The 20,712-nt window shown below is 53.3% G+C and carries 20 protein-coding genes; 6 read left to right on the forward strand and 14 right to left on the reverse strand.

Annotated features, from left to right (window positions below; translation table 11 throughout):
• Nucleotides 1-214 precede the first annotated feature (214 nt).
• The 14 genes from EE896_RS02360 to msrP all read right to left on the reverse strand — a co-directional run bounded on the left by EE896_RS02360 (nucleotide 215) and on the right by msrP (nucleotide 13,362).
• Nucleotides 215-976, reverse strand: coding sequence for an amino acid ABC transporter ATP-binding protein (locus EE896_RS02360; RefSeq protein ID WP_003855214.1), 762 nt, complete (start codon nucleotides 974-976; stop codon nucleotides 215-217).
• Nucleotides 977-984: 8 nt separating this feature from the next.
• A complete protein-coding gene (locus EE896_RS02365; RefSeq protein WP_140916425.1) occupies nucleotides 985-2,085 on the reverse strand; it encodes an amino acid ABC transporter permease in 1,101 nt (366 codons plus the stop codon).
• Nucleotides 2,086-2,100: 15 nt separating this feature from the next.
• A complete protein-coding gene (locus EE896_RS02370; protein WP_003855223.1) occupies nucleotides 2,101-3,279 on the reverse strand; it encodes an amino acid ABC transporter permease in 1,179 nt (392 codons plus the stop codon).
• Between the two features lie 67 nt (nucleotides 3,280-3,346).
• A complete protein-coding gene (locus tag EE896_RS02375; RefSeq protein ID WP_003855224.1) occupies nucleotides 3,347-4,372 on the reverse strand; it encodes an amino acid ABC transporter substrate-binding protein in 1,026 nt (341 codons plus the stop codon).
• A gap of 546 nt (nucleotides 4,373-4,918) precedes the next feature.
• Nucleotides 4,919-5,215 (reverse strand): DNA-binding transcriptional regulator Fis, encoded by a 297-nt coding sequence (gene fis / locus EE896_RS02380; protein WP_003855228.1) that lies wholly within the window; start codon nucleotides 5,213-5,215, stop codon nucleotides 4,919-4,921.
• A gap of 23 nt (nucleotides 5,216-5,238) precedes the next feature.
• Nucleotides 5,239-6,204 (reverse strand): tRNA dihydrouridine synthase DusB, encoded by a 966-nt coding sequence (dusB, locus tag EE896_RS02385; RefSeq protein ID WP_008925814.1) that lies wholly within the window; start codon nucleotides 6,202-6,204, stop codon nucleotides 5,239-5,241.
• A 367-nt stretch (nucleotides 6,205-6,571) separates the two neighbouring features.
• The gene (gene prmA, locus EE896_RS02390) at nucleotides 6,572-7,453 is read right to left on the reverse strand and encodes a 50S ribosomal protein L11 methyltransferase (RefSeq protein WP_003855234.1); all 882 of its coding nucleotides are present in this window, start codon (nucleotides 7,451-7,453) and stop codon (nucleotides 6,572-6,574) included.
• A 16-nt stretch (nucleotides 7,454-7,469) separates the two neighbouring features.
• Nucleotides 7,470-8,915, reverse strand: a complete 1,446-nt coding sequence (gene panF, locus EE896_RS02395; protein WP_039659448.1) for a sodium/pantothenate symporter — start codon at nucleotides 8,913-8,915, stop codon at nucleotides 7,470-7,472.
• Nucleotides 8,905-9,147, reverse strand: coding sequence for a YhdT family protein (locus EE896_RS02400; protein ID WP_140916426.1), 243 nt, complete (start codon nucleotides 9,145-9,147; stop codon nucleotides 8,905-8,907). Before EE896_RS02400 ends, panF begins: the two co-directional genes overlap by 11 nt.
• Nucleotides 9,148-9,218: 71 nt before the next feature.
• On the reverse strand, nucleotides 9,219-10,568 hold the full coding sequence (gene accC, locus EE896_RS02405; protein ID WP_003855240.1) for an acetyl-CoA carboxylase biotin carboxylase subunit: 1,350 nt from the start codon (nucleotides 10,566-10,568) through the stop codon (nucleotides 9,219-9,221).
• A gap of 11 nt (nucleotides 10,569-10,579) precedes the next feature.
• On the reverse strand, nucleotides 10,580-11,041 hold the full coding sequence (gene accB, locus EE896_RS02410) for an acetyl-CoA carboxylase biotin carboxyl carrier protein (protein ID WP_003855242.1): 462 nt from the start codon (nucleotides 11,039-11,041) through the stop codon (nucleotides 10,580-10,582).
• Nucleotides 11,042-11,066: 25 nt separating this feature from the next.
• Nucleotides 11,067-11,519 (reverse strand): type II 3-dehydroquinate dehydratase, encoded by a 453-nt coding sequence (gene aroQ, locus EE896_RS02415; RefSeq protein WP_008925813.1) that lies wholly within the window; start codon nucleotides 11,517-11,519, stop codon nucleotides 11,067-11,069.
• 232 nt (nucleotides 11,520-11,751) lie between these two features.
• Nucleotides 11,752-12,357, reverse strand: a complete 606-nt coding sequence (gene msrQ / locus EE896_RS02420) for a protein-methionine-sulfoxide reductase heme-binding subunit MsrQ (protein WP_003855248.1) — start codon at nucleotides 12,355-12,357, stop codon at nucleotides 11,752-11,754.
• The gene (gene msrP, locus EE896_RS02425) at nucleotides 12,358-13,362 is read right to left on the reverse strand and encodes a protein-methionine-sulfoxide reductase catalytic subunit MsrP (RefSeq protein ID WP_003855250.1); all 1,005 of its coding nucleotides are present in this window, start codon (nucleotides 13,360-13,362) and stop codon (nucleotides 12,358-12,360) included.
• A gap of 284 nt (nucleotides 13,363-13,646) precedes the next feature.
• Between msrP and csrD the strand changes: the two genes are divergently transcribed.
• From csrD to rng, 6 genes are all read left to right on the forward strand, one after another.
• On the forward strand, nucleotides 13,647-15,596 hold the full coding sequence (csrD, locus tag EE896_RS02430) for an RNase E specificity factor CsrD (protein WP_140916428.1): 1,950 nt from the start codon (nucleotides 13,647-13,649) through the stop codon (nucleotides 15,594-15,596).
• A 310-nt stretch (nucleotides 15,597-15,906) separates the two neighbouring features.
• Entirely contained in the window at nucleotides 15,907-16,950 is a 1,044-nt protein-coding gene (gene mreB, locus EE896_RS02435; RefSeq protein ID WP_003855260.1) for a rod shape-determining protein MreB, read from the forward strand.
• 148 nt (nucleotides 16,951-17,098) lie between these two features.
• Nucleotides 17,099-18,118 carry a rod shape-determining protein MreC gene (gene mreC / locus EE896_RS02440; protein ID WP_003855263.1) on the forward strand — a complete coding sequence of 340 codons (1,020 nt, stop codon included), beginning with the start codon at nucleotides 17,099-17,101 and terminating at the stop codon, nucleotides 18,116-18,118.
• Entirely contained in the window at nucleotides 18,115-18,603 is a 489-nt protein-coding gene (gene mreD, locus EE896_RS02445) for a rod shape-determining protein MreD (protein ID WP_003855265.1), read from the forward strand. The genes mreC and mreD overlap by 4 nt, the downstream gene beginning before the upstream one ends.
• Nucleotides 18,604-18,611: 8 nt before the next feature.
• The gene (locus tag EE896_RS02450) at nucleotides 18,612-19,205 is read left to right on the forward strand and encodes a Maf family protein (RefSeq protein ID WP_003855266.1); all 594 of its coding nucleotides are present in this window, start codon (nucleotides 18,612-18,614) and stop codon (nucleotides 19,203-19,205) included.
• Nucleotides 19,195-20,664 carry a ribonuclease G gene (rng, locus tag EE896_RS02455; protein ID WP_008925811.1) on the forward strand — a complete coding sequence of 490 codons (1,470 nt, stop codon included), beginning with the start codon at nucleotides 19,195-19,197 and terminating at the stop codon, nucleotides 20,662-20,664. Before EE896_RS02450 ends, rng begins: the two co-directional genes overlap by 11 nt.
• The last annotated feature ends 48 nt before the right edge of the window (nucleotides 20,665-20,712 follow it).

Raw genomic sequence — 20,712 nt, forward strand, 5'->3', positions numbered from 1 at the left:
GTATGCGAAGGGCTTTTTTCGTTGTGGCAATCCACTTTCATTGTGGAAGTCCGCAATAAAACACCGTCATAGCAGTCCATCACTCTTCGCGTTTATCATCAGTGCATCAGTGCATCAGTGCATCAGTGCATCCACGCAATGAGCGCATTCAGACAGTTTTCAGGCCATAAAAAACCCGGCACCAGGCCGGGTTGTAAGATCACTGAGCCAGTAATCAGTGAATAACCTGCGATAAAAACGCCCGTGTGCGCTCCGATTTAGGGTTCGCAAAGAACTCCTGCGGTGGCGCAACTTCGACGATCTCACCCCGATCCATAAAGATCACCCGGTCAGCCACGGTGCGGGCAAAGCCCATCTCATGGGTGACGCACAGCATGGTCATCCCGTCTTCAGCCAGACCAATCATCGTATCCAGCACCTCTTTAACCATCTCAGGATCCAGTGCTGACGTTGGCTCATCAAACAGCATAATTTTAGGCTTCATACAGAGTGAGCGGGCGATGGCGACACGTTGCTGCTGTCCACCAGAGAGCTGGCCTGGAAATTTATGCGCATGCTCGGCAATGCGCACGCGTTCCAGATAATGCATGGCCAGTTCATCTGCTTCCTTCTTAGGGATCTTTCTCACCCACGAAGGTGCCAGCGTACAGTTCTGCAATACGGTCAGGTGCGGGAAGAGGTTAAAGTGCTGAAATACCATGCCTACTTCGGTGCGCACGCGCTCAATGTTACGCACATCATCGTTGAGGTGGATACCGTCAACAACAATGCGACCCTGCTGATGCTCTTCCAGATGATTAATACAGCGGATCGTCGTCGATTTGCCGGAGCCGGAAGGCCCGCACAGCACGATGCGTTCACGGGGTTTGACCTGCAGGTTGATGTCTTTCAGTACGTGAAACTGCCCGTACCATTTATTCACGTTCTCAAGCGAAATCATCAACGCGTCGGAAGTGTGTGTCATAGAGTCAGTCATGTAAAACCTCAGTGCGATGTACGCCCGGTGTGAAAGCGCTTTTCCAGATACTGGCTGTAGCGCGACATGCTAAAACAGAAAATCCAATAGACCAGTGCAGCAAAGACATAACCTTCAGTCGACATCCCCAGCCAGGTCGGATCGACCGTTGCCTGCTGGACGCTGCTGAACAGATCGAAAAGACCAATGATGATGACCAGGCTGGTATCTTTAAACAGTGCAATAATGGTGTTAACCAGACCGGGAATGGTGAGTTTCAGCGCCTGCGGCAGAATCACCAGCATCTGCGTCTTCCAGTACCCCAGCGCCAGAGACTCGGCTGCTTCATACTGGCCTTTAGGCAGTGCCTGAAGACCACCGCGAACCACCTCGGCCACATAGGCGGACTGGAACAGAATGACGCCCACCAGTGCGCGCACCAGCTTGTCGATGTTAGTACCTTCAGACATAAACAGCGGCAGCATCACTGATGACATAAACAGCACCGTAATCAGCGGCACGCCACGCCAGAACTCAATAAAGATAATCGACAGCGTGCGGACCACCGGCATACGTGAACGACGGCTAAGCGCCAGCAAAATACCCAGCGGCAGCGCACCGGCAATACCGACCGACGCGATAATCAACGTCAGCGTTAATCCTCCCCACTGACGTGTTTCGACACGCTCCAGCCCCAGATACCCGCCATACAGCAGGAACCAGACAATCACCGGATAGATCACGGCCCATGCCGCAATGTAGCGTCCACGATACGGCAGGCTCTTCAGGAACATCGGCACAATCGACACCAGGCCGATCACCAGCGCCAGATTAATACGCCAGCGCAACTCATGCGGATAAAGCCCATACATGAACTGGCCGAAACGCGCATGGATAAACACCCAGCAGGCTCCCTCTTTGGTGCAATCGGCGCGCGTGGTACCAATCCAGTTTGCCTGAAAGACCAGCCAGTTCAGCGCGGGCGGAATAACGTGCCAGATTACCCAGATGCAGAACAGCGTCAGTAACGTGTTAAACCAGCTGGAAAATAGATTTTTACGAGCCCAAAGCCAGGCGCGACTGACAGGCGTCGTCGGGACGGGGGGCGTTTCATGCGTAGTCACAGACATAGTTATCCCGTTCTCTTAACGCTCAACCAGCGCAATTTTGCGGTTATAGAAGTTCATAAGCATCGATATCAGCAGACTGATAATCAGGTAAACGCCCATCGTGATAGCGATCGTCTCAATGGCCTGACCAGTCTGATTGAGCACCGATCCGGCAAACAGCGACACCATATCGGGATAACCGATAGCGGCGGCGAGTGAGGAGTTCTTTACGATGTTCAGATACTGGCTGGTCAGCGGCGGAATAATGACGCGCATGGCCTGAGGGATGATGACCTGGCGCAGCGTTACCGGACTCGGCAGACCCAGCGACCGGGCGGCTTCATGCTGCCCATGCGGCACAGACTGAATTCCTGAGCGGATCACTTCAGCGATAAACGACGAGGTATAGATCGACAGTGCCAGCGTCAGTGCCGCCAGCTCCGGTATCATCACCGAGCCGCCGCGGAAATTGAATCCACGCAGTTGCGGCACATCCCAGTGCATCGCTGCGCCAAACCCAAGATGCGCAAGCAAAGGAAAGAGAATCAGCATTCCAACGGCTGCGGGCCAGGTGCGACGTAACTCACCGGTTTTTAACTGGTGCTGGCGGTTAAAGCGGTACAGAGCATAGCTCACCGCTACCGCCAGAAGCAGTGCGATAACAAACGGCCAGCTGCCAGGTGCATAGGTCGGCCACGGCACATAAAGTCCGCGATTACTGACATACGCCAGATCAAACGCATTCAGCGCCTGGCGTGGGCCTGGCAGATTGCGTAAAACCGCGAAGTACCAGAAGAAAATCTGAAGCAAAGGCGGGATATTACGGAAAGTTTCAATATAGATATTTGAGAGCTTCCGCAGCAGCCAGTTGTCAGACAGGCGGGCAAGACCGACCGCGAATCCGAGAATCGACGCAAAAACAATACAGAGCGCAGAGACCAGCAGCGTGTTGGTTAATCCAACCAGAAACACGCGCGCGTAGGTATCTCCCTCCGTGTACTCAATAAGATGCTGAACGATGCCGAAACCGGCAGTGCGTTCAAGAAATCCAAACCCCGATGTAATGCCGCGATTGTCCAGGTTAATAATGGTGTTATGCACCAGATAACCCACCACACCAAGCACCGCGACGACGGCGATGAGCTGATAAATCCAGGCGCGAACCGTGGGATTACCAAATGAAAAATCCCTTTTCACGGTTGGGCGTTGTGACATGTTGAAACCTCAATACGAGAGCTGGGGCAGGGCACCGCAGAATACGGTGCCCGATTGGTGAGGTCTGTTAACGTACCGGTGGTGCGTACTGGATACCGCCCTGATTCCACAACGCATTCTGGCCACGTGCGATCTTCAGTGCGCTATCTTTACCGACGTTACGATCGAAGCTTTCCTGGTAGTTACCTACCTGCTTAACGATGTTGTAGGCCCACTTATTATCCAGCTTCAGATCTTTACCAAAATCACCTTCGGCGCCCAGGAAGTGTGCCATGTCTGGTGTCGTTGGTTTGGCTGTCATCTGGTCGACGTTTTTCGAGTTAATACCCATCTCTTCCGCATTCAGCATGGCATAGAGCGACCATTTGACGATGGTGAACCAGTCATCATCACCACGACGTACCAATGGCCCCAGCGGCTCTTTGGAGATCACTTCTGGCAGAACAATAAAGTCGTCAGGCTTGCCGAGCTTAATGCGTAAGGCGTAAAGCTGAGACTGGTCAGATGCCAGCGTATCGCAGCGTCCACTATCCAGTGCTTTCGCAGATTCATCAGAGCGGTCAAAGGTCACTGGCGTATATTGCATTTTGTTGGCTTTAAAATAGTCCGCCACGTTCAGCTCGGTATCGGTACCTGACTGAATACAGACCGTCGCGCCATCCAGCTCTTTCGCACTTTTCAGGCCGGCTTTCTTGTGAGTCAGGAAGCCGATACCGTCATAATAGTTCACGCCCGCAAACAGAAAGCCCATGCCGCCATCGCGCGATGAAGTCCAGGTGGTATTGCGTGAGAGCACATCCACTTCGCCTGACTGCAGCGCGGTGAAGCGCTCTTTCGCAGTCAGCGGGGTATATTTCACTTTGGTCGCATCGCCAAACACAGCGGCAGCCGTCGCACGACACACATCTACATCGATACCGGTAAACTTGCCACCCGCATCTGCGTAGGAGAAGCCCGGCAGGCCGTCACTGATACCACATTGAACAAAACCTTTTTTCTTTATCGCATCCAGAGTGGTGCCTGCGTGTGCTTGCTGAGCAAGGCCAACCAGTGAGGCGGCGGCGATCAGCGTAGAGAGCATCATCTTTTTCATAAAGCATCCTGTGTGGCGGGATCATGTTGTTATGTTTGCGCACTTTAATGTGCGTTTTTTTCCTGTCTATGGCGGTCAGCCATCCACGACTCTGCAAAGCTGATGCCAGTTTTGCAGAATCCTGAATTCATATGAAAGAACGGTTAATATTCGGAAGTACTTAGAAAGTTTCGCTAATATGGCGCACCAAAAGGAAGCAATGCGAGTCGACTCGATCACAATTAGTGCAAATAGTTTCACTATATGGGAGCAGTGTGAGCAATCGCTCATGCATATATGTACGAAGGGATGGTATTGCTTTTTAATGCTTAGAAAGTCACATCCCCAGCACTGGCAGGGGGTTTGGGCTGGGTGATTTTCAGAAGAGAGATTAAGTCAAATCAGCACAAGCAAAAGCGAGAAGGTGAAATATCACGCCAGCAATTGCAACTATAGTTACCATATTACCCGCAAATGTTTCACTGGTCTGGCGATGAATTTGTGTGAACAGGCATAAATAAAAACGCCAGCCCGAAGGCTGGCGTGATTAACAGACAGAACTAAAAATCAGTTCATGCCGTATTTTTTCAATTTCTTACGCAGCGTACCGCGGTTGATACCCATCATCAGGGCAGCACGGGTCTGGTTGCCACGGGTATACTGCATCACCATGTCCAACAGAGGCTGCTCGACTTCAGCCAAAACCAGCTCATACAGGTCGCTCACATCCTGACCATTCAGTTGAGCAAAATAGTTCTTCAGTGCCTGTTTAACCGAATCACGCAAAGGTTTTTGAGTTACCTGATCCTGTGAGTTAACGGTAGAAACGGTCAGTACGTCAGAATTTACGCGTTGTTCGAACATAGTTCTTTCAGCTCTTTATTTCGTTACGCAAGATTTTCGAAGTATGCCTCCAACGCCTCCAGCTGTTCGCTGGCATCCTCAATGGCGTTGAATGTGCGCCGAAACTGGTCATTCGGGGCGTGCTCCTGCAGGTACCAGGAGACGTGCTTTCGCGCTATACGGTATCCCTTGCCTGAACCGTAAAAGTCGTGCAGCTCACGTATATGCGAAACAAGCAAGCGCTTGACCTCTGCCATTGGCAGCGGGGCAAGCAACTCCCCAGTGTCCAGATAATGCTGGATTTCCCGGAAGATCCACGGTCTTCCCTGAGCAGCGCGTCCTATCATCAGAGCATCGGCCCCTGTATAGTCGAGCACCGCTCTGGCTTTATGCGGGTCAGTTATGTCTCCATTCGCGATAATCGGAATGGAGACACTCTGCTTAACTGTCCGAATGCTGTCATATTCAGCTTCTCCGTTGAACAGGCAGGCACGAGTGCGACCATGTATCGTCAGAGCCTGTATACCGCAGCGTTCAGCCAATTGGGCAATCGCGACACAGTTCCTGTTTTCAGGATCCCAGCCAGTACGAATTTTCAGCGTAACCGGCACATTCACTGCATTAACCACTGCGGAGAGGATAGACTCCACCACGGTGGGATATTGCAGCAAGGCTGAACCCGCCATTTTGCGGTTAACCTTCTTGGCAGGGCATCCCATATTAATGTCGATGACCTGTGCACCAGCCTCAACATTAATGCGTGCAGCTTGCGCCATTTCACTGGGATCGCAACCGGCAATTTGCACGGCGCGAATGCCTGGCTCATCACTGTGAACCATGCGTAATCGGGATTTGTCGCTAGCCCACACTTCCGGGTTAGAAGACAACATCTCAGAAACTGCCATACCTGCACCCATTTCGTGACACAGCGCCCTGAACGGCCTGTCGGTAATACCGGCCATCGGTGCTGCAATCAGTCGATTTCTCAGCTGGAGGTTTCCAATACGCATGAAGTCAGAATGGCCATACTGTGTCTGCAAGGCGGCGTATATTACGCATTTTTGCAGGAAGATGAAAGGCCAAACTTTGAACAATCAGCAAGAAAGATCAATGAAATCCGGATGATGATCGGGGATTATGATTATTCACCTTAAATATCAGTCAGTTAATTTTTTATGCTGAAATTGTGAACAAAAGTTTTTCCAGAAAAGTACGTCAATTCACCAGATAAAAAACGTCACATAACGTGATTAACGATACAAGCATCCATTTCAAATCGCAAAATCCCGCAGCTTACGCTGCGGGCTGGTTGAATGTTCTGTTAAGGCACTGCGGGCCGGCCAGTGCGATATCAGAAGGGGTAGACAGGCGCCAGATTCAGGATTTAATCCCGGTAATTCGGCACCACTCCTCTTTAACGGCAACCGGGTCGAGTGTGAACTCGCCGGCATATGCTTCACATACGCTCTCAGCCTGGCTCTCCAGAACGCCCGAAAGGCCCAGGTGTCCACCAGACTTGGGCAGTACACTGATCAGCGGTGCCAGCTCACGTAGCGGACCGGCCAGAATATTCGCGACCACCACGTCAGCCTGCAGGTTGTCGGGTTGCTGGTGGGGCAGATAAAGTGACAGGCGGTCAGAGACGCCGTTGCGCTCTGCATTATCCCGGCTGGCCTGAATGGCCTGCGGATCAATATCAATGCCAATTGCCTGAGCTGCACCCAGCTTCAATGCGGCGATCGCCAGGATCCCCGATCCACAGCCAAAATCGATCACTGTTTTGCCGTCCAGATCCAGACCGTCAAGCCAGGTGAGGCAAAGTGAGGTAGTGGGGTGGGTACCCGTTCCAAACGCCAGACCCGGGTCAAGCATCACGTTGACGGCATCGGGATCCGGCACGTCACGCCAGCTTGGGCAGATCCAGAGACGTTCGCCGAAGCGCATTGGGTGGAAGTTTTCCATCCATTCGCGCTCCCAGTCTTTGTCTTCGATCTGCTCGATCCGGTGGCGAAAACCGGCGCCCAGCAGCGGATGCTGCTCCAGTTCGGCAGTAATGACAGCCATGTCAGTTTCAGCATCGAACAGGCCGATCACATCAGTATCACCCCACAGACGCGTTTCGCCTGGCAGTGGCTCATACACCGGCGTGTCATGGGTATCCTGAAAAGTCACTGAAACCGCACCGATGTCCATCAGCGCATCGCTCAGCGTTTCCGCATGTTCACCTGAGCTGTTAATTTTGATTTGAATCCACGGCATAACGTCTCTCTTTCCGTCAGTGTTGCGGCGCGTCGACCGCTTGCGGCGCGCGTCCAAACAGGTTGCCCACTAAAAATGCCAGCAGGCTCAAAAGCAGTGAGGGCACGATGGGGTGAAAACCCAGTATCTGCAGGTTAAGGCTCGCCAGAAAAGCGTAGCAGCCTCCCCCCACCACCATGCCGGTGATGGCCCCAGCGGCATTAGCGCGCTCCCAGTAGAGGCCCAGAACCAGCGGCCACAGGAAAACCGCCTCAAGGCCGCCAAATGCCAGCAGGTTGAGCCAGATAATCATATCGGGTGGATTCCATGCCGCCATCAGCAGCAGGAGACCCAGTACGAAGGTAATGGTGCCAGATAACAGTCGCAGCCGCGTCTCATTTTCCAGCTGTTGCGGTGCGACACGCAGATAGAGATCTTTAATCAGCGTGGCCGAAGCCTGTAACAGCTGGGCATTAATGGTCGACATGATCGCGGCCATCGGTGCTGCCAGAAACAATCCGGCGGCTAACGGAGGCAGTACGGTAATCATCAGGACAGGAATAACACTATCCGGCACAGTCAGGTTAGGCAGAATTGCCCGGCCCAGCGCACCGGCCAGATGCATTCCCAGCATCAGAATCACCACCACAATAGTGCCGAGAATAATGGCCCGATGTACGGCTTTGCTGTCTTTATATGAGATGCAGCGCACCGCAGTATGCGGCAGGCCAATCACGCCAAAGCAGACCAGCACGACAAACGAGCTGAGGAAGGTGGGTGTAATGATTTCGCCTGGCCCCTGCGGCGACAGCAGAGCAGGATCGATGTCATGCAGTTTCTGCACGGCCGTGCTCAGGCCGCCAGCCTGATGAATCACCGCGAACAGCAGCAGAAAGGTGCCAATCAGCATCACAATGCCTTGCATCGCGTCATTCAGCACGCTGGCACGGAATCCGCCGAACGCAGTGTAAAGCGCGATAGTGCCGCCAAAAATCAGCAGACCGGTGTCATAGGGGATACCTGCGGCGGTTTCAAGCAGCCGCGCCCCGCCAATAAACTGCACTGTCATGGCACCGATAAAGGCGATCAGCAGGCTCAGGCTCGCCAGCCAGATCAGCAGCGGGCTCTGATAGCGGGCGTAGAGCATGTCATTCAGCGTCACCGCATTATGCTTACGCGCCAGAATGGCAAACTTCTTCCCCAGCACACCTAACGACAGCCAGACGGCGGGCACCTGTACCATCGCCAGCAATACCCATCCCAGCCCATATTTATAGGCAGCACCGGGGCCACCAATAAACGAGCTGGCGCTGATATAGGTGGTAGTAAGCGTCATTGCCAGCACAAACCCGCCCATGGAGCGGCTGCCAAGGAAGTATTCCGTCAGGAAACTGCCTTCACGTCTTTTACGAACGGCAAATACCGACAGCGCGGCAATGACGACAAGATAAATCAGCAATGGCAGGATAATTTCACTGTTCACTTTTATCCTCCAGCGGCATGTCGCGGAAAATGACCCGCACCATCATCCAGCACAGGAAAATGAACAACAGGGGAGCAAACAGGCAGGAGAGTTCGAACCAGCGCGGCAGACCGGTGACACCGATTTCACTGCCACCCAGCCAGGCAGAGAGCCCCCAGGCCGCGAGCCAGAGCAGCGTGAGCCAGAGCGACCAGCGCGCCTCTTTATGAGCCTGTACAAAACGAGCGTCCATGATTCAACCTTAACGCCAGCGGAAAAAGAAAAAGGCCGGATTAACCGGCCTCTGACTACTCAGCGTTGCGATTACTTCTCGTGCAGGCCGAGTTTTTTCTCCAGATAGTGGATATTGGTTCCACCGTGCTGGAAGTTTTCGTCGGACATGATTTTCATCTGCAGTTCAACGTTGGTTTTGATACCGTCGATGATCAGTTCCGCCAGTGCATTTTTCATGCGGGCGATGGCCACGTCGCGTGATTCGCCGTAAGTGATCAGCTTACCGATCATGGAGTCGTAATAAGGCGGCACGGTATAGCCTGAATAAATATGCGACTCCCAGCGCACGCCAAAACCGCCTGGCGCGTGGAAGCGAGTAATTTTACCCGGGCTTGGCAGGAAGGTCACGGGATCTTCGGCGTTGATACGGCACTCGACCGCATGTCCGCGAATGATCACATCTTCCTGTTTGATCGACAACGGCTGGCCTGCGGCGATACGCAGCTGCTCTTTGATCAGATCAACACCGGTGATCATCTCGGTCACCGGATGTTCCACCTGAATACGGGTGTTCATCTCAATGAAGTAGAACTCACCGTTTTCATACAGGAACTCAAACGTACCTGCGCCACGATAGCCAATCTCAATACAGGCTTTAGCACAGCGATTGCCGATAAAGCGACGCTGTTCCTCAGTAATACCTGGGCCTGGCGCTTCTTCAACCACTTTCTGGTGACGACGCTGCATTGAGCAGTCACGTTCGCCCAGATAGATCGCGTTGCCCTGACCATCAGCCAGTACCTGAATCTCGATGTGGCGTGGATTCTCCAGATACTTCTCCATGTAAACCATGTCGTTGCTGAATGCCGCTTTGGCTTCCGCTTTCGTCATGTTGATGGATTGTTCCAGATCTTTGTCGCTGCGCACGACGCGCATACCACGACCGCCACCGCCGCCCGAGGCTTTGATGATGACCGGATAACCGATGCGCTTAGCAAAGGCACGGTTCTTGTCCATATCATCGGTCAGTGAACCGTCAGAACCCGGTACGGTTGGGACGCCTGCTTTCTTCATCGCATTGATCGCAGAGACTTTGTCGCCCATCAGGCGAATAGTGTCTGCTTTCGGACCGATAAAGATAAAGCCGGAGCGCTCAACCTGCTCGGCAAAATCGGCATTCTCAGAGAGGAAGCCGTAGCCTGGGTGAATCGCCACCGCGCCGGTAATCTCTGCAGCAGAGATCAGCGCCGGGATATTGAGGTAACTTTTAACTGACTGCGCCGGGCCGATGCAGACAGTTTCGTCTGCCAGCAGCACGTGCTTCAGGTCACGATCCGCGCTTGAGTGAACCGCGACAGTCTTAATGCCCAGCTCTTTACAGGCACGCAGAATGCGCAGTGCGATCTCACCACGGTTAGCAATAACAATTTTATCCAGCATGATCTGCCCCGTTACTCGATGATAACCAGTGGCTCGTCAAATTCGACCGGCTGACCGCTTTCAACCAGGATAGCTTTCACTACGCCTGACTTATCAGCTTCGATCTGGTTCATCATTTTCATGGCTTCGACGATGCACAAGGTATCGCCAGCATTCACTTTCTGGCCAACTTCCACAAAGGCTTTCGCATCCGGGCTCGGCGTACGGTAGAAGGTCCCTACCATCGGTGAACGCACGATGTGACCACTGATTTCAGCCGGTGCCGCTTCGGCAGCCGCTGCAACAGGGGCTACAGCGGTTGCCAGAGCAGGCTGTTGAACCGGCGCAGCGTAAGCCTGCTGCATCATCGGGTAACCCGTATTGACAGGGGCACGACTGATGCGAACGGACTCTTCACCTTCAGAGATTTCCAGCTCAGAAATGCCAGACTCTTCAACCAGTTCGATCAGTTTTTTAATTTTACGAATATCCATGAGTGGGGTTCCGTACTCAGTTTGATTAATGAGATTGAGACAGGCGTTTTACTGCCGTTTGTAAAGCCCATGTGTAGCCGTCAGCGCCAAGCCCACAGATCACGCCAGCAGAAACATCAGAAAGATAGGAGTGATGGCGGAAGGGCTCGCGGGCATGCACATTAGAGAGATGAACCTCGATAAACGGTATTTCTACCGCCAGCAGGGCATCACGTAATGCGACACTGGTATGGGTAAACGCGGCAGGATTAATGATGATGTAATCCACATTGCCTTTGGCCTCATGAATGCGATCAATCAGCTGAAATTCAGCATTGGTCTGCAGGTGGCTCAACTCCACATTCAGCTGGTCTGCCTGACGCGTCAAATCGTCCACGATCTGACTAAGCGTGGTATGACCATACTTCTCAGGCTCACGTGTTCCCAACAGATTAAGGTTGGGCCCGTTCAAAAGCAGAATATGTAATTTATGCGCCATCGTGCTGCCATCTCCCGCAATCATTGAGGCATCGCGTAAAATACCTTGCGAATCTTCATTTGTCACCTTTCGGGGCTAAAAAGAAGACCCGACGAGCAATAAAGCCGGGCATTATATCCGTTTCGTGTCATTTCGCAGCAAAATACTGGTCTTATCTGCGAAGATGATCGGATGTAGCCTGCGGGCCACATCTTTTATCAGAAAACGGCAGAGGAAAACAACGGGTGAAGCGCTAGCGGGACCACCATTTGAGAAATTTTTTGTAACGCCACGCTAACAGTATCGCAGCAAGAAGGGCATAGATAAGTGGCTGGGGTGACAGGATTTTCACCGACCAGATATAGTGAATCGGCACAAGGATCGCGACAAGATAGACCGCGTTGTGCAGGGTTTGCCAGCGCTTACCGAGTCTGCGCTGAGCGCGCTGGAAAGAGGTTACCGCCAGGGCCAGTAATATCAGCCAGCTGATAATACCCAGCGTCAGGTAGGGACGGGAGATCAGTTCGCTGCCCAGCAGACGCAGATTGTCCACGCCCAGCTCCAGCAGGTAATAGCTCAGCAGATGAAGGGACGCCCAGACAAAGGTCCATACGCCGAGCAGACGACGCGTGCGGATAAGAAGCGGCTGCCTGCCGTAACGTGCCAGCGGTGAAACCAGTAGCGTCCCCAGCAGCAGTTTCAGCGCCATGCGGCCGGTAAAATGCTGAATATCTTTTGCCGGATCCGCACTCAGTCCACCCTGCATTGCGGCCAGAATCAGATAAACCAGCGGCAACAGGGCCGCCAGATGCAGGATCACCTTGAGCCATGTGATCTGTTTTAGCGACAGGCGGACCACCTAGTAATTCTCCCGTAAATCCATGCCTCGGTAGAGTGACGCTACCTGTTCGGCATAACCGTTAAACAACAGCGTTGGCTGGCGTTCGACCTTCAGACTGCCGCCAGGGCCAATGAATCGCTCTGTCGCCTGCGACCAGCGAGGGTGATTAACATGGGGATTCACATTGGCATAAAAGCCATACTCGTCGGCAGCAATCTGATTCCAGGTCGTTGGCGGCTGTTTGTCGGTCAGCGTGATTTTCACAATCGACTTGATGCCTTTAAAACCATATTTCCACGGTACCGTCAGACGAATCGGTGCGCCATTTTGCGGCGGCAACGCTTTGCCATAGACACCGGTGGTCAGTATCGTCAGCGGGTGCATCGCTTCATCAATGCGTAAACCTTCTACATAGGGATAGTTGAGTCCGCCGCCAATAAAGCGATCTTTCTGGCCGGGCATCTGCTCCGGGTCGTACAACGTCTGGAAGGCGACAAAGCGCGCTTTGCTGGTGGGTTCCGCCAGCGAAAGAAGCTTATTCAGCTCGAAGCCTATCCAGGGCACGACCATCGACCAGGCCTCTACGCAGCGCATGCGATAGATTCGCTGTTCCATAGCAAACCGCTTAAAGATGTCATCCATGTCCAGCGTCACAGGCTTAGCCACTTCGCCATCAATGGTCAGCTTCCAGGGGGCAGTTTTTAGCGTACCTGCATTGGCAGCCGGATCGGCCTTATCCAGCCCGAACTCATAGAAGTTGTTGTAGCCAGAGACTTTATCCTCAGGTGTTAAGGTCAGATCGGCCTGATATTTCGCCGGTTTAGTAAAGTCCAGCGCCCGGCCAGCGGGCGCTGGTGGACGGTCATTACCTTTAAACCAACTGAGAATATCGGCATTCGCCACGCCCGGCATACCCATTGCCGCCGCGCTCAGTCCCAGCGTTTTCAGCACCTGGCGGCGCTTCAGGTTAAAAATGCTTTCCGGCGTTACGTCGGCTTCGGTCAGGTGGGATATGCGTTTCATTTGGCTTCTCCAGACAGGATGTCATCATCCAGCATGATGACTATCGCTGATATCAGCCAGTTTCGCTGTGAAAATGTGAAATTTCCTGGCTGAGCACGGCGATGAGAATGCACTGAAAGTTGCCGGGATTAACACTCGCGATGATATCCCGGGGATATACTTCGGCTTCATGCGTCCAGGCGCTGTCGGCAGGGGCAAATTATGCTATTTTGCTCGCGTTTTCGTCAGGCTAAGGGTACAAGGTCGGATGATCCGGTTATCACCGCAGTAATACAGGCACAGGGATGCGATTAACCACAAAATTATCTGCGTTTATTACCTTTTTAAGTTTGCTGGCAATGTCGTTGATGCTGGCTGGCTGCGCATTAAGTGTTTTCTGGTTCAGCCATCAGCGGGTTGAGCATCGGGCGCAGGTGCTGGCGACGGAGGTCGATCAGGCGATGTTCACTGAGTCGCCTGCAGCGTTGCACGGCTGGCTTACGCGTATGATGCCGATAATGAATGCTGAGCAGATTTCTCTTCACGACGGCAAACAGACTTTTCTCACTCTCTCCCGACACGAAAATCAGATGCTGGAAGACGAGCCCAATCGTTTTTTTCAGGTCGATGTGCCTTTAATGCATCAAACCGGCTTACAGCTGCGGGTCGTTACCCTTGATCCTGCTAAAACCTGGCTACGTTCTATCACCGGAACTTACACGCTGGGCATTCTGTTTACCGTTGTGCTGGTGATGAGTCTGTTGTTGCTGATGATGCATCGCTGGCTTAGTCGGCAGTGGCGCGGCATGGAAAATTTTGAAGCACGGGCAGAGGCGATTATCAACGGTGAGCGTGGAATCGTGCCAGACCGTGGTGCGGATGAGTGGCCTCCCAGGGCGAGCCGTGCCATGGATCTCTTGCTGGCGGATCTGCAGGAAGCGGGCGAACAGCGCCTGCGCATCGACACGCTAATCCGCACCTTTGCCGCACAGGATGGGCGTACCGGTCTTAATAACCGACTTTTCTTTGACAACCAGCTCGCGACTTTGCTGGAGGATCAGGAAAATGTCGGCACTCACGGTGTTGTGATGATGGTGCGTCTGCCCGATCTGGACACACTGAAAGACAGACTGGAGCAGGGGCTGGTCGAGGAGTACCTGTTTAATTTCGTCAACATGCTCTCTACTTTTGTGCTGCGCTACCCTGGCGCTTTACTGGCACGCTATTTCCGCAGTGATTTTGCCGTATTACTGCCGCATCGCAGCCTCAAAGAGGCTAACAGTATTGCTGATCAACTTATTAATGCTGTCGATTCTCTGCCGCCGATGCGCATGGTGAATCGTGATGATCTGATTCACATCGGTATCAGTGCCTGGCACAGCGGACAGACCGTGCCGCAGGTAATTGAAAATGCTGAAATGGCCACCCGACGAGCGGCACTGCTGGGCGGTAACAACTGGACTAACGGTGCTGGAAATCCTCAGGATGCCGGACGTGGAAGTGTGCGCTGGCGAACCTTGCTGGAGAACACACTCAGCCGGGGTGGCCCAAGGCTTTACCACAAACCCACCGTTAATATTGAAGGTAAAGTTCAGCATCGGGTGATGCTGACCCGCATCTTCGATGGCGATAAAGAGGTGCTGGCCGCAGAATATATGCCGCTGGTTCAGCAACTGGGGATGGCTGATGCCTGGGATCGCCAACTGATGACCCGCATTGCCGCACTCTCAGAACTCTGGCCGGAAGAGACGCTGGTCATCCCGGTGACAATAACCTCGCTCCTGCAGCGTCCATTTGTCGTCTGGCTACAGAATATGCTGTTGCAGTGTCCGAAAGCACAAAGAAAACGATTTTTATTTGAACTTGCCGAGGCAGATGTATGTCAACACATCAACCGTTTAGCGCCAGTATTCCGCGCACTTAAAGCCTTTGGCTGCCGGGTTGCCGTCAATCAGGCGGGTCTGACTGTGGTCAGCAGCGCCTATATACGACAGCTGCCGCTGGAACTGATCAAGCTTGATGCGGGTCTGGTCCGTAATATTGAGCGGCGAACAGAAAACCAGCTGTTTGTGCAGAGCCTGCTTGAAGTCTGTAAATGTACTGGCATTCAGGTGTTTGCAACGGGTGTTCGTACAAAGGCGGAGTGGCAGACATTAGTGGCGCTGGGTGTCGCAGGCGGACAGGGAGACTTTTTTGCCTCTTCGCTTCCGGTAAACAGTAACGTGAAGAAATATTCTCAACGTTACCGTATTTAATGAATTGCCGTCGTAACAACGACAATTTGCGGTTTTTTTAATGTTTAGCCGCATCTGAATCCCTGACCTTGCTGCCGGAAATGTTAGATTTTATGTCGGGCATGGCGCAGGGAAAACGCGGGAAAAGCAGTGCTGATGGCGTCTGGTCGGCATTCTGCTGTTGCAGATCGTCGGTTCAGATGACTTAAACGCAATCAGGCGTCTTTTTTCACCGAAGCAGAACGTTTTTGCGCCTTGTGGCAGCTTCGTGTGGTTGGTAAAGTAAGCGGATTTTATTTTCCGCCCCCAGCTTGCAGGATTATCCCTTAGTATGTTTAAAAAATTTCGTGGCATGTTTTCCAACGACTTGTCCATTGACCTGGGTACCGCGAATACCCTGATTTACGTAAAAGGACAGGGCATCGTGCTGAACGAGCCTTCCGTGGTCGCTATTCGACAGGACCGTGCCGGTTCGCCGAAAAGTGTCGCGGCCGTGGGTCATGACGCCAAACAGATGCTCGGCCGTACGCCAGGCAATATCGCAGCTATCCGTCCGATGAAAGATGGCGTTATCGCTGACTTCTTCGTGACCGAAAAAATGCTGCAACACTTCATCAAGCAGGTTCACAGCAACAGCTTTATGCGTCCCAGCCCACGTGTGCTGGTCTGCGTGCCCGTTGGCGCAACCCAGGTAGAACGCCGTGCGATTCGTGAATCGGCTCAGGGCGCAGGCGCGCGTGAAGTCTTTCTGATTGAAGAACCGATGGCTGCGGCGATTGGTGCAGGTCTGCCCGTTTCTGAAGCAACCGGTTCAATGGTCGTCGACATTGGTGGTGGTACAACAGAAGTGGCCGTGATCTCCCTGAACGGTGTGGTCTACTCCTCATCAGTCCGTATTGGTGGTGATCGCTTCGATGAAGCTATTATTAATTATGTGCGTCGTAACTACGGTTCACTGATTGGCGAAGCGACCGCAGAACGCATCAAGCATGAGATCGGTTCAGCGTACCCGGGCGATGAAGTCCGCGAAATTGAAGTCCGTGGTCGTAACCTGGCAGAGGGTGTACCGCGCGGCTTTACGCTGAACTCCAACGAAATTCTGGAAGCGCTGCAGGAGCCATTAACCGGCATCGTTAGCGCGGTGATGGTTGCCCTTGAGCAGTGTCCGCCTGAGCTGGCTTCAGATATCTCGGAACGTGGCATGGTGCTGACCGGTGGTGGTGCATTACTGCGTAACCTGGATCGCCTGCTGATGGAAGAGACGGGCATTCCGGTGGTGGTTGCTGAAGATCCGCTGACCTGTGTGGCTCGCGGTGGCGGCAAGGCGCTGGAAATGATCGACATGCATGGCGGCGATTTGTTCAGCGAAGAATAATTGCCTCAACCGGCTGAGAACGCAATGATCATGCGAGGGAGTGGCATGTGAACCGGCGATATCTGTGCCGGTACAGTGCGTTCAGCCCAGGGAAGCACGGTTTTTTGCCGTCGCTTCCTCTCCTGTTGTCGAGGATCACGCAGATTATATGAAGCCGATTTTTAGCAGGGGGCCTTCCCTGCAGTTGCGTCTTTTTCTGGCGGTAATTGTGGCGATTGCCATTATTATTGCCGACAGCCGTGTGGGTTCTTTTACCCAAATACGCAACTATCTGGATACGTCGGTCAGTCCGTTTTACTTCCTGGCCAATGGACCACGTCAGCTGTTGGATGGCGTGTCCGAGTCGCTGGCATCGCGTCAGCAACTGGAGCAGGAAAACAAAGCGTTACGTCGTGAACTCTTCCTGAAAAACAGTAACCTGCTAATGCTGGGGCAATATAAGCAGGAAAACGCACGTCTGCGTGAACTGCTGGGTTCACCGCTGCGTCAGGATGAGCAAAAGATGGTGACGCAGGTGATCTCCACCGGCACCGATCCTTACACCGACCAGGTTGTGATCGACAAAGGCAGCGTTAACGGTGTCTATGAAGGTCAGCCGGTCATCAGCGACAAAGGTGTGGTGGGTCAGGTCATCGCGGTCGGACAACTCACCAGCCGTGTTCTGCTGATCTGTGATGCATCTCATGCCCTGCCGATTCAGGTGCTGCGTAATGACATTCGTGTGATTGCCGCCGGCAACGGCTGTAATGAAGATCTTCAGCTTGAGCATCTGCCGGGTAATACTGACATTCGTGTCGGCGATGTGCTGGTGACGTCTGGCATTGGTGGTCGTTTCCCTGAAGGTTATCCGGTGGGTGTAGTTTCCTCTGTGAAAGTGGACACCCAGCGCGCTTACACGGTGATTCAGGCCCATCCGACCGCCGGTCTGCAGCGTCTGCGTTACCTGCTGTTGCTGTGGGGCGCTGACCGCAATGGCGATATGCCACTGCCGCAGGATGAAGTGCACCGCGTTGCGAACGAGCGTCTGATGCAGATGATGCCGCAGGTTTTACCGCCTGCCGGTGAAATGGGCCCGCCAGCGCCAGCCGCTCAGATGGGACCGCCTGCTCCGTCTGCCAGCAGCAGCGGACAGAGCAACTCCTCGCGTTCACGCGGGGGCCAGCCTTGAGTCGATATCGTAGCCAGGGACGCTGGGTCATCTGGCTCTCTTTCCTGGTTGCGTTAGTCCTGCAAATCATGCCGTGGCCGGAAGAGATTTATATGTTCCGGCCCTCATGGCTGCTACTGATCCTCATCTATTGGGTTCTCGCACTGCCACATCGGGTCAATGTCGGTACTGGATTTGTGCTGGGTGCCATCATGGATCTGGTTGCCGGATCGACGCTTGGCGTGCGTGCGCTGGCGCTCAGTATCATCGCCTACCTGATTGCCTTTAAGTTCCAGTTATTCCGCAACTTAGCGTTGTGGCAGCAAGCGTTAATGGTTATGGTGCTGTCACTGGCGATGGATGTGATTGTCTTCTGGGCAGAGTTCCTGGTAATCAACGTTTCATTCCGACCTGAAATTTTCTGGAGCAGTGTCGTCGACGGTATTCTCTGGCCCTGGCTATTCTTATTAATGAGAAAAATTCGTCGTCAGTTCGCTGTTCAATAAGGAAATTTATGGTAACCCTTTATCTTGCTTCCGGTTCACCGCGTCGTCGTGAGCTGTTAACTCAACTTGGCCTGACATTTGAGCGCATCGTGACTGACGTTGAAGAGCAACGTCAGCCAAATGAAGCGGCGGAAATTTATGTCCGCCGTCTGGCAAACGACAAAGCGCAGGCAGGTGTCAGACTGGCCGCGCAGGATCTGCCGGTGCTGGGCGCGGATACCATCGTGGTGCTGAATGGCGACGTGCTGGAAAAACCACGCGATGCCGCCCATGCCCACGCGATGCTGCGCAAACTCTCGGGCCATACACATCAGGTGATGACGGCGGTAGCGCTGGCCGACAGCCAGCAGGCGCTGGATTGCGTTGTGACCACTGATGTGACATTCCGCACCTTAACGGAGACCGACATCGACGACTATATCGCTACCGGCGAACCGATGGATAAAGCGGGTGCATACGGTATTCAGGGCAGGGGAGGAAACTTTGTCCGAAAAATTAATGGAAGCTACCATGCAGTGGTCGGATTACCTCTGGTTGAGACAGCGGAGCTGATCAGCCATTTCCAGTCACTGCGTGCTGTAAGAGGTCAACATGACGGCTGAATTACTGGTTAACGTCACGCCTTCTGAAACGCGTGTTGCCTATATTGACGGCGGCATCCTTCAGGAAATACATATTGAGCGTGAAGCGCGGCGCGGCATTGTTGGCAATATTTACAAAGGACGTGTCAGTCGTGTTCTGCCCGGCATGCAGGCCGCCTTTGTCGATATCGGTCTGGAAAAAGCGGCCTTTCTGCACGCCTCTGACATCATGCCGCATACTGAATGTGTGGCGGGCGACGAAAAGAAAAACTTCATCGTGCGTGATATCGCTGAGCTGGTGCGTCAGGGACAGGATCTGGTGGTTCAGGTCGTCAAGGATCCACTGGGTACTAAAGGTGCCCGGCTGACGACGGACATTACCCTGCCTTCGCGTTACCTGGTCTTTATGCCGGGCGCATCGCATGTTGGTGTCTCTCAGCGCATTGAGAGTGAGAAAGAGCGCGATCGGCTTAAAGCGGTGGTGGCTGACTACTGCGACGACCTCGGTGGCTTTATCATCCGCACCGCCGCAGAGGGAATTGGAGAAGAGGAGCTGGCGCAGGACGCGGCTTTTCTCAAACGTCTCTGGACCAAAGTCAGCGAACGTAAAAAGCGCAACCAGACCCGCTGCCTGCTTTACGGCGAGCTGGCGCTGGCCCAGCGTATTCTGCGTGATTTTGCCGGCGCTGCGCTGGATCGCATCCGGGTCGACTCCCGTCTGACCTGCGACATGCTGGTGGAATTTACCGGTGAATATATCCCGGAAATGGCCGGCAAGCTGGAGCTTTACAACGGTAAACAGCCTATTTTCGACCTGTTTGATGTCGAAAATGAGATTCAGCGTTCGCTGGATCGCAAAGTTGAACTAAAGTCAGGCGGATATCTGATCATCGATCAGACCGAAGCGATGACGACTATCGATATCAACACCGGTGCGTTTGTCGGCCATCGCAATCTGGATGAGACGATCTTTAATACCAATGTTGAGGCCACTCAGGCGATCGCGCGTCAGCTGCGACTGCGTAATCTGGGAGGCATTATCATTATCGACTTCATTGACATGAGCAATGAAGACCACCGGCGCCGGGTACTGCATTCGCTGGAAAGCGCACTCAGTAAAGATCGGGTTAAAACCGGTATCAATGGGTTCTCGACGTTGGGTCTGGTGGAAATGACGCGTAAGCGTACCCGTGAAAGCATTGAGCACGTTCTATGTCAGGATTGCCCGGTCTGCAAAGGGCGCGGCACGCTGAAAACCGTTGAAACGGTTTGCTATGAGATCATGCGTGAAATTGTCCGGGTTCACCACGCCTATGATTCTGACCGTTTCCTGGTCTATGTTTCACCGACGGTCGGTGAAGCGTTAAAAACCGACGAGTCTCATGCACTGGCTGAAGTTGAAATCTTTGTCGGCAAGCAGGTCAAAGTCCATGTCGAAGCGCTCTACACTCAGGAGCAGTTCGACGTGGTGATGATGTAACACCAGTCCGAATACCGGTTTCTTCGGAAATCGGGCTGAAAAATCGCC

The sequence above is a fragment of the Pantoea eucalypti genome, assembly GCF_009646115.1.
GTDB lineage: Bacteria > Pseudomonadota > Gammaproteobacteria > Enterobacterales > Enterobacteriaceae > Pantoea > Pantoea eucalypti.